At 31.7% G+C, this 3,842-nt stretch carries 4 protein-coding genes; all 4 read right to left on the minus strand.

Annotated features, from left to right (window positions below):
* Positions 1–205: 205 nt before the first annotated feature.
* From SULYE_RS06810 to lpxD, 4 genes are read right to left on the minus strand one after another with little or no spacing between them, the layout of a single operon-like run.
* Complete coding sequence (locus SULYE_RS06810; RefSeq protein ID WP_007547859.1) at positions 206–2,497, minus strand: endonuclease MutS2; 2,292 nt, start codon at positions 2,495–2,497, stop codon at positions 206–208.
* On the minus strand, positions 2,494–2,868 hold the full coding sequence (locus SULYE_RS06815) for an HI0074 family nucleotidyltransferase substrate-binding subunit (protein WP_007547860.1): 375 nt from the start codon (positions 2,866–2,868) through the stop codon (positions 2,494–2,496). Before SULYE_RS06815 ends, SULYE_RS06810 begins: the two co-directional genes overlap by 4 nt.
* On the minus strand, positions 2,865–3,173 hold the full coding sequence (locus SULYE_RS06820) for a nucleotidyltransferase domain-containing protein (RefSeq protein ID WP_007547863.1): 309 nt from the start codon (positions 3,171–3,173) through the stop codon (positions 2,865–2,867). The genes SULYE_RS06815 and SULYE_RS06820 overlap by 4 nt, the downstream gene beginning before the upstream one ends.
* Positions 3,174–3,839, minus strand: a complete 666-nt coding sequence (gene lpxD / locus SULYE_RS06825) for a UDP-3-O-(3-hydroxymyristoyl)glucosamine N-acyltransferase (protein ID WP_156784771.1) — start codon at positions 3,837–3,839, stop codon at positions 3,174–3,176.
* Between the last annotated feature and the right edge of the window lie 3 nt (positions 3,840–3,842).

Genomic DNA, 3,842 nt, shown 5'->3' on the forward strand with positions numbered 1-3,842 from the left:
TAAAGCTGAAGTAGCTTTAGAAATACTTCAAGAAAACGAAACCATGAGAGAGATTGTCTGCGGAGGATAGCTAAAAAGTTTAGACTTATTAATTAGAAAAATAAAAGACCTCATGGAAATATTGGAGAAAACGGTATAAAAAATCAATACAGATCTATCCCTATTTCAACTAGCATCTAAAATAAATCAAAAAAATCCTATCCCTCTACTCTTCAAATCTAACTATTGTTACTCCAAGACCACCTTCGTGATATGGTGCATCTTCGTATTTTAGCTTAAAAGGAAGTTTGTCTAAGTACTCTCTTACTGCGTTTCTTAAAACGCCTGCTCCATAGCCATGGATTATTTTAAAGGTAGTATAACCTTCAAGAATTACTTTATCGATATACTTTTCTAACTCTTTTATAGCCTCTTCTTTTGTCTTGCCAATTAGATTGATGGATGGAGTTATATCTGTTTTTGACTTGGTTATTTTAAAGGTTGTTTTTTCTTCTTTAGGCGGTCTTTTTTCAAGCTGACTTAAAGGTAGCCATATTTTTATCCCGCCGAAGTTTACATTCGCTTTATCTTCTCTGATGGCAATAACCGTTCCTTCCTGAGTTTTTCCTTTTATTCTTACAACATCACCTTCTTTAATCTCTTCTGCCTTAGTTTCTTCTTCTGTTTTTATATTGATGCTTTTCTTTTCTTTGACAAATTTTTCTAACGGTGCTCCGGTTTGTCTTTCTTTTACTTCTTTTAAGACTTCATAGCCTTCCTGTCTTATTTTTTCTACAAAATCTTGAATTTCTTTTAAACTTTCTTTCCATTTTTCTTTTTTGTCTTTTTCAAGCTGTTTTGCTAAGTTTTCGTATTTTGCTTTTTCTAATTCTAATTGCTGTTTTAATTGGTTTATCTCTTTAATTTTCTCTTCATATTCTGATATTAACGCTGAAAATTTAGATGCTAATTCTTCAAAATTTAGTAAATCCTTAGATATTAAAGATTTAGCTTTTTCTATGATTTCTTTTTGTAAATTTAGCTTTTGGGCTATGTAAAACGCCATGCTTTCGCCTACTGCATTGTAATAAATTTTATAAGTTGGTGTTAAGGTTTCTTTGTCAAATCCAACTGCTGCTATCTTAAAGTAATCGTTGTTTAATACGTAAGCTTTTATTTTCTTTAAGTGTGTGGTAGCTATTACTCTTATGTTTTTTTCTTTTACATAGTCTAAAATTGCTATACCAATGGCTGATGCAAAGTCTGGGTCTGTTCCTGGTATAAGCTCATCAAACAGTAAAAGAGAGTTTTTATCTGCTAAATCTAACATCTCTTTTATGTTTTTAATGTGTGCTGAGTATGTAGATAGATTTTCCTCTATACTTTGATAGTCTCCAATGTCTATAAATATTCCGTTAAAGATTGGAATTTTACTTCCTTCATCAACAGGTATGGCTATGGCTGATTGAAAAATTAAAGATAAGAGTCCTGCTGTTTTTAGTGCTACTGTCTTTCCGCCTGTATTTGGTCCTGTAATTACCAATCCTCTCTTTTCGTCAAGTAAAATGTCTATTGGAATAAATGGCTTTTCTTTAAGTAAAAAGATAGGATGTTTTGCATTGTAAAGCTGATATGATTCTCCTATCTGTGGAAATCTACAGCTGAAAGCTTTTGAAAATTTAGCTTTTGTGTAGAGAATGTCAAACTCAATCAAAGCATCAAAAGAGTTTGAAATAAAGCTGATTTTTGTTCTAATTATGTCTGTTAAGAATTTCAGTATTTTTCTAATTTCTAAGTTTTCTTGGAGTTTTAAATCTGTTAGTTTGTTGTTCAGCGGTACTACTTCAAATGGTTCTACATAGACTGTATTTCCTGAAGAAGACCTGTCTTGAATGATGCCCTTTATTCTATAGGAAAAGTTATACTTTACAGGAATAACAAATCTATCTCTTCTTAAGGTGATAAGCTTTTCTTGAATTGCGTCTTGGTAGTTTGGATTGTTCAAGATTTTTTCAAGCTGATTATTTATAAGCTTTTCAACTTCCTTAATCTCTTTTCTAATCCTTGCTAAATCTTTACTTGCACTGTCTTTTACAGTAAAGTCTGAGTCTATGCTGTCTGTGATAAACTTTTCAAGCTCTCTAAGTGGAGTAAGATTTTGAAACAGCTTTTTAAGATGGTTTAGAGTATGGTTTGATAAAAAAGATTTTACATTCTTGACTACTCGTAAAATTTCTCCGATTTCAAAAATCTCCTTAGGAGATAAAATACTATCTTTAACCTTTGCAAGGTTTATTGCTTGGGTAATGTCAGGAAATTCTGAAAGTGGGAAATATCCTTCTTTTAAAAAGATGGATTCAAACTCAGATGCTTTTGCTATTTCTCTCTCTAAAAACTCTCTGTTTGTAATAGGTTTTAGATTGTTTATCATATTTTTCGTTATCTCGTTATGGGTATAGCTTGAAAGTAGGTTCAAAAACTTTCTATACTCTAAACTTTCTAAATCTCTTTCTCTCATTCTCTCATCTTGTTATAAAGTGTTTTTAGGTATACCAATACTTTTGGAAGCTCTTCATAAACTTCATCTGCCATATACTCGCTGTATATGTGGACTGTACTATTACGCAAATCTACTATTTTTAGCCAATAGTCATCGTATTCAATCAGTCCTTGGGTAAATGCTTCTCTTATGCAACCTTTTGGAGATTTACAAATAATGCCGTATTTTTCTTCTAAATAAGTCTTTAAAGTCTTCCATGCTATATCAAAAGCTATCTCAAATCTTTTTATTGCCGAGTCCCTGTTTATTTCTGATTTTTCTAAGCTTAGAACTTCTTCTAATTTTAATAAAATTTTTTCTAAATCTTTTGTAAGTTTTTCTAACTTCATGGGTATAAATACTCTATAAACTTCTTTGCTTCTTTTTTAAAATCATCATCAACTTCGTTAAAATCGACGAAATCTATTTTATATAAAGTTGGCAGATTTTCAAGCTCTTCTTGAATTTCAAGTTTTACGTGAGATGGAATTTTTGGTCCTTCTACTGCTAAATCTATGTCCGACCTTTCATCTGAATTTCCTTTTACCCTTGAACCAAAGAAAAAAACTTTATACTTACTTAAATCTAAATGTTTACTTAAAATTCTCAAAATATCTTCTTTTAGCTTTTCTTCCGAGTAATGCTCTAATTTCATTTATTTCTCAAGTTTTTTCAAAATCTCCGGAAGTTTTGGAAGGATTGTAATAACTCTTTTCCATTTTTTCCACTCTATCGCATTTATAGAACTTCCGTATATGCCGTTTGGTGGTAAATCACTACCTACACCGGATTTTGCAGTCACTATAACATTATCTCCAATTGTAATATGGTCTGCAACACCTACCTGACCGGCAAGAATTACATTATTCCCAATCTTGGAACTTCCGGCAATTCCAACCTGCGAGACCAAAATCGTGTTTTGACCTACCTTACAGTTATGACCTATCATCACAAGATTGTCTATTTTTGTGCCTTTCTTTATGACTGTTTCATCCAACATAGCCCTATCTATTGTAGTATTTGCTCCAATCTCTACATCATCTTCAATGATAACTTTTCCTATATGTTTTATCTTTTTATGCTTTCCATCCTCTTGATAGTATCCAAAACCATCTGCGGCAATCACGCTGTTTGCATGAATTATCACATTGTTTCCGATAGTTGTGTCTTTATAAATTACAACGTTTGGGTATAAAATGCAGTTGTCCCCTATCTGAGTATTTTCTCCGATATAACAAAAAGGATGTATTATACAGTTATTTCCAATCTTAACATTGTCTTTTATGACCACATACTCATGTATTTGACTGCTTTTCCCAATTCA

It is taken from the genome of Sulfurihydrogenibium yellowstonense SS-5, from assembly GCF_000173615.1.
GTDB lineage: Bacteria > Aquificota > Aquificia > Aquificales > Hydrogenothermaceae > Sulfurihydrogenibium > Sulfurihydrogenibium yellowstonense.